5 protein-coding genes are annotated in these 5,562 nt (G+C 60.0%); all 5 read right to left on the bottom strand.

All coding sequences use genetic code 11. The features are described 5' to 3' along the window. Positions 1–831 precede the first annotated feature (831 nt). The 5 genes from BIX52_RS24040 to BIX52_RS22255 all read right to left on the bottom strand — a co-directional run bounded on the left by BIX52_RS24040 (position 832) and on the right by BIX52_RS22255 (position 5,417). On the bottom strand, positions 832–1,029 hold the full coding sequence (locus BIX52_RS24040; protein WP_075223302.1) for a hypothetical protein: 198 nt from the start codon (positions 1,027–1,029) through the stop codon (positions 832–834). 17 nt (positions 1,030–1,046) lie between these two features. After that, positions 1,047–2,159, bottom strand: coding sequence for a hypothetical protein (locus tag BIX52_RS22240; protein ID WP_075223303.1), 1,113 nt, complete (start codon positions 2,157–2,159; stop codon positions 1,047–1,049). Positions 2,160–2,162: 3 nt separating this feature from the next. Further along, a complete protein-coding gene (locus BIX52_RS22245) occupies positions 2,163–3,569 on the bottom strand; it encodes a DNA cytosine methyltransferase (RefSeq protein ID WP_083660724.1) in 1,407 nt (468 codons plus the stop codon). Between the two features lie 36 nt (positions 3,570–3,605). After that, positions 3,606–4,049 carry a hypothetical protein gene (locus BIX52_RS22250; protein ID WP_211098219.1) on the bottom strand — a complete coding sequence of 148 codons (444 nt, stop codon included), beginning with the start codon at positions 4,047–4,049 and terminating at the stop codon, positions 3,606–3,608. A 129-nt stretch (positions 4,050–4,178) separates the two neighbouring features. Continuing rightward, positions 4,179–5,417 carry a recombinase family protein gene (locus BIX52_RS22255; RefSeq protein WP_342743861.1) on the bottom strand — a complete coding sequence of 413 codons (1,239 nt, stop codon included), beginning with the start codon at positions 5,415–5,417 and terminating at the stop codon, positions 4,179–4,181. Positions 5,418–5,562: the final 145 nt, after the last annotated feature.

Here is a 5,562-nt window from a genome sequence, read left to right on the forward strand (position 1 = left end):
ACGAAGATCGCCAGAGAGCAACTTGGGCATGGTGGCTGGCCCTCCACCGCCAGCCACCATGTTGAATCAGAATGCTGCTGATTCGGGAATCCCCTGCCGATTCACTCTGAGCGCGAAGCGCTCTAGTAGGTGCGGCGATCACCGAACCGCCGTCCCTCTTGGACGAGCGCTTTCGATCGCACCCGGACCGCGGATTAATCGCGGGTCGCGACCTCTTCGGATCGCCCTGCGAGCGCTTAAGCACGCGGCTGAACCATTAAGAATATTGGTGGAACGATGCGGAGAATGTTCGCTCCCAGACCCTCTCCCTCCGCCAGCTGCCCTAGCGAAAGTGTTCTCCCGATCCGGCTGCGGCCGGAATTTCCCGTTGTTTTTGGGGGTTATGCCGAGCGGGCTATTCACCTGCCTCCGCACCACGGTGACCAAGAGTGCTCTCTCCGAGCAGACACTCTCCGGACCTGTTGCCTGCGCGGTTTTAGTGAATTTCTCCAAGCTACTGAGGGCATTGCGTTTTATTGCGTGACCGCTAAACACTTCGATTCCAGGGGCATGCTTCCGAGATGGAACAGAATCGAACTGCGAGTACCTCCCAGCGGCTGGGGCATACCCCGACATCACCGGAGCTTCGCTAACGAACGACTTTAGCCTGTCGAGTAGAGCCAAGTATTTTGTCTCGCATTCCCAAATGACCAGAACAGTCCATCCAGCCGCCGCTAGTTGATAGTGATGAAGCGAGTCCCTCGCGTGGTTAGGTGAAATCTTAGGCAACCAGTACTCTTGGCGCGAATGGGGGCGCCTGCTTCCCTCTCGGCAATCATGTCCATGCCATAATCACCCGTGCACGAAGATGGCCTTCTTCCGGCCCACAAACGCAATGTCGGGCCGACCTGGCAGATCTCGTCGATGTAAACGATAACCTGTCAGGCCGGCCGCACGTAGGGCCTTGCGAACGGTCAACTCGGGCTTCGTGTGTTTCGATCGGATGGCACGCATGGTTGCGCTGCGGCGTGTGGACGTAATTCTATCCATGCACAGCCGCCGTTCGCTTACTGACCTGAGAGATTGCGAAGCCACTGTTCTAAGCCGATCAGCCGCCCGCTTTCCATGTTCTTGATGACACGTTGTTGAGTTGCAGTCATGCGCCCGTGGCCGGCTTGCCCTTCCTTGTAGGCAGCGCGAACTGCTTCAGGGTTGATGTGAACCACGTAATCGAACATCAGGCTGTTCCGATGCAGATTTTCGCATGCGCGCATTAGCCGGGCTGGATCAAACTCGTTCGTAACAAACACGTACTGGAACTTGCTATTCTCCGACTCGGCGTTGATGTACTCGTCGTACTCAGTGGTGAACTGCTTTTCACGATCTGCTCGGACGCTCCATTTCGCAGTCACTAAGGTGCGCATTGTGGGCCGAATAATCGCAAGATCGACCTTGTTTTCCTTGGCGCCTTGCCGAGCCCGGTTGAACCCGGGGATCTCGTAAAGAAGGCAACGCGTGAGGATCGCGTCAGCTGGGACATCGCAAGCGCGACGCACTACTTGGGCGAGTACGTCCTCGAAACCCTCGCCAACCAGGTTTTTACGTTTGTTTTGCACCGCGAGGAACTGGCGCACCTTCTGTGTAAGGGCGTTCCAAACCTCTTCCTGCACATCTTTTGTCAGATACGGCCTCAGGGTCTCTTCAATTATTGTAGCCAGCTCAGGGTCGGCTCCGGGTTCCGGAAAGCTGCAGTCGCCATAGGGTTCTCGCTGTTGCGCAGCAATTTCGGCGAGCCTCGCCTCTCTACGCAAGAGTGCGTCGGCCAAGTCTGAGCAAGCCTTCAGAAAGAGCCAGTCGATCTCGTGCGACAACTCACTTGGTTCGACGTTCAGCGCTCGACACAGCCAGTCGTGGAAGGCCAGAGACCGAGCATACCAGGGCTTTCCTGGCTGCGATTTGTCGCTCTCGTAGCAGTGTGCGAGACCGGTGGTCGGATCTGACCAAAGGAGCAAGCGGTAGACGTGCTCCCACGCATTTCCCGGGCTCACCCCTTGTGCGGCCGAAGGCGCAAAGTACGCGTCAATCAGCCTGTTTCGGTTTTCTGCCCCGAAGGCCCGATCAACCGCCTTCTTGTCAGCTGTGGCGCTCTCTTCTGACTCGAGAAGGCCATCCTCATCCATCCATCACCCCGCCTTCATGCGAATCCCTTCCTGAGCACGAGAGGCAGTTAACTCAATCAACAGTCTTTGCGCTACCCGCTCAGCCAGAAGCGGAGGGACCGCGTTGCCGACTTGCCGATATCGCGAATGCGCCGGCCCTCCATCATGGCGCCCTTCAAGCGGTCCGCGCCGCGGGTCAGTCGTGAACAAAAAGCGGTCAGGAAACGACTGTAGTCGGGCCATCTCGCGCACCGACAGGGCGCGCGGAACCTCGTAGTGATATACGGAGTCGGCCTTGGTGTTCAGTGTCCAAGCCCAAAGCGCGGGATGGAGCCTCCGATAGGCATAGAAGTGCTTGCGGGAAAGCCGCCCGCTTCCATTGGTCTGCCCCCAGCGTTGACCCGTCAGGTATCGGCCCAGAAGCTCTTCCTGCAGATCCCTGTGGTTCCCACCTTGCGGGATACCCTGAAGTCGTAATTCAGTATCTTTGTTTAAACGAGGCACTTGGAGATTTGCAGTCACGTCTGCTGCTTGCGCCCGCATTAGGCGTTGATATGCGCTTCTGGGTTCTGGAAGCGTACTCCAATCGACTTCATCTTGGCGGTTGCCTACTGGAAGGTCAGAGAGATCTGAAATCGCCTGTGCCGCAGTAACTGCAGTCAAATTTTCGCTATCTTCTAAAGCCTCTGCCAGCCGCATACTGAAGAGATTTTGCTGAACAACGAGTTGGTAGCGGGGCCGACGGTCACCAGTAAACCGGGCCAAGACGATTGAGTCAGTCGCCCCCGATCCACTTAGGATTGGAACTGTCATCCCGGTGCCGCGTCGCGTTCCGATAAACAGGATACGCTTGCGCGTCTGCGGTACGCCGAAGTTCGCGGCATCGACTACTTGCGCGCGGACGTCGTACTCACCGCATATTGAGAGGTCCGTGAGGATTTGATCGCGCGCACCCATTTGATCCATGCCCGTCACGTTTTCCATAACGAATGCGGGAGGTAGGGCCGCTTTAAGTGCCGTTACGAACTCTCGGTAGAGGGCGTTTCGCGGGTCATCGATCATCCGGCTATGATTGCGCACTTGCGAGAACGCTTGGCACGGGGGTCCTCCTATGAGGACTGTTGCGCGTCGTGCTGCGGACAATATCTGTTGCCTTACCCCGTCAATGCGGATGTCGCCCAAGATTGACTGCGCTTCGGGAAAATTCCTTGCGAAGGTCGCCATAGCGTCCGGGTCGTTGTCACTCCCAGCCAGTATCGAGAAGCCGGCCTGGCGGAACCCCTCGGACATTCCGCCGGCACCGCAAAACAGATCAACGACCGTGTAATCATTCAACGGAACCGGCGCTTTGGGCCGATCTCGTACCGTTTCAGCTTCTAATGCTAATCGCACGTTCCCCGCCTCGACCGGATCTGAGAATGGTTTGTTCATAGTCCGTTCCAAGCTCGCTGCCAAGCGGGTGACTAGCTAGCGGCGTCTCCACCCTTGCTGACACGGGTAAGCAGGACGATGTTCAGGCCCCATTTTCCGAGAATCAATGTCCGAGGCGCCCATCGCTCCGACCATCCCCTGCTGAATATGCGGCGGCCGAAACTCGTCGAGTTGCTGCGACCACTCGGCAGGGAACCCCTCCAAGGCTCGCGTCAGTGTCAAGTCAGGCCCATGCTTCCCTTCCAGGATCGCCTCGACGAGATCGGGTGCGAGCAGGGTCAGGCGCAGGACGCGGGTCATGTAGGACGGCGCAATTTTCTCCCTCTCGGCCAGCTCGGCGATTGTCGCGATTTCTCCGGACCGCATCATTCGCTCCCACCGGAACGCGCGTGCCAGTGCCTTGACCAGTGTGTTGTCGGTCGGGTGCGGCTGAGCGGTTCCCTCCGGCAGCTGGATCTCCTTCCGCCCGCCGCGCTTCACGATGCGAACGGAACGTGCACCGTCACGGTGTCGGGGACCCGCGTCGCACGGGTCATGCAGCGCGGCCCGCGTCGCCAGCGGTCATTTCGCGAACGAGCCCTACCAAGCCCTCAACCCGCAGCTGCACGTTCAGGCCCTCAGTGCCGATGTCGATCCGCTCGACGAGCAGCGCCACGATGCGCGCCTGCTCCGCCGGGAATAGCTCATCCCAAGTCGGGCCCGCATGTTGCAGCGCGGCGTGGATGTCCGCCTCGGTGATTTCGTGGTGCTCCTGCAGAGCCGCCTTCCATGTGCCAGCGACGATTTCGGGTTGGCGGAACACAGCCCGCAACTGATCGATGACTGCGGCTTCGATGTCGCCCGCCGGCACCCGTCCGACGGGCACGACCCGGTTCCATGCTTCAGCACCGTCTGGCTGACGTAATAACGGTAGAGCCGATCTCCCTTCCGAGTATGGCTCGGCGAGAAGGCGGCGCCATCGGGCCCGAAGAGCAGCCCCTTCAGCAGCGAAGGAGTTTCGGCGCGCGTGCGAGCGGCGCGCTTGCGCGGGCTCTCCTGCAGGATCGCACTGACCTTCTCCCACAGCTCCTGATCGATGATCGGCTCGTGCTCGCCCGGGTAGCTCACGCCTTTGTGGACTGCCTCGCCGATGTAGGCCGAGTTGTTCAGCATCCGGTAGAGGTACTTCTTATCGATCGGGCTGCCGCGCTTGATCGTGACACCCTCGACCCGCAGCACCTTCGCCAGCACGGTCGCCGAGCCAATCTCGACGAACCGCTCGAATATCATCTTCACCGCCGTCGCCTCGGCGGGGGTCACGACGAGCTTACGGTCCTTCACATCGTAGCCGAGCGGCGCCCAGCCCCCCATCCACATGCCTTTCGCACGCGACGCCGCGAACTTGTCCCGGATCCGCTCGGCGGTGACCTCGCGCTCGAACTGGGCGAACGACAGCAGAATGTTGAGCGTCAACCGGCCCATTGACGTGGTCGTGTTGAACGGCTGCGTGACAGAGACGAACGTGACGCCGTTTCGGTCGAACGCCTCGACCAGCTTGGCGAAGTCGGCGAGCGAGCGGGACAGGCGGTCGATCTTGTAGACCACCACGACGTCGACGAGCCCGTCCTCGATGTCGGCGATGAGCGCCTTCAGGCCGGGCCGCTCCAGCGTGCCACCGGAGAACCCGCCGTCGTCGTAGCGGCCCCGCAGTAGCACCCAGCCCTCGGACTTCTGGCTCGCGACATATGCCTCGCACGCCTCCCGCTGCGCGTGCAGCGAATTGAACTCCTGTTCGAGGCCCTCCTCGGAGGATTTGCGCGTGTAGACCGCGCAGCGGCGCTTCAGCTTGACGTCCGGCTTCGACTTCATCGGGCACGCCGCTGGTCCTTAGAGCGCTTCGCGCTCAGAGTGAATCGGCAGGGGATTCCCGAATCAGCAGCATTCTGATTCAACATGGTGGCTGGCGGTGGAGGGCCAGCCACCATGCCCAAGTTGCTCTCTGGCGATCTTCGTC

Source organism: Acuticoccus yangtzensis (assembly GCF_001927245.1).
Classification (GTDB): domain Bacteria; phylum Pseudomonadota; class Alphaproteobacteria; order Rhizobiales; family Amorphaceae; genus Acuticoccus; species Acuticoccus yangtzensis.

Coding starts and splice junctions, on each gene's coding strand:
- BIX52_RS24040 (WP_075223302.1), bottom strand. CDS start 1,029: ATGGATAGAATTACGTCCACACGCCGCAGCGCAACCATGCGTGCCATC.
- BIX52_RS22240 (WP_075223303.1), bottom strand. CDS start 2,159: ATGGATGAGGATGGCCTTCTCGAGTCAGAAGAGAGCGCCACAGCTGAC.
- BIX52_RS22245 (WP_083660724.1), bottom strand. CDS start 3,569: ATGAACAAACCATTCTCAGATCCGGTCGAGGCGGGGAACGTGCGATTA.
- BIX52_RS22255 (WP_342743861.1), bottom strand. CDS start 5,417: ATGAAGTCGAAGCCGGACGTCAAGCTGAAGCGCCGCTGCGCGGTCTAC.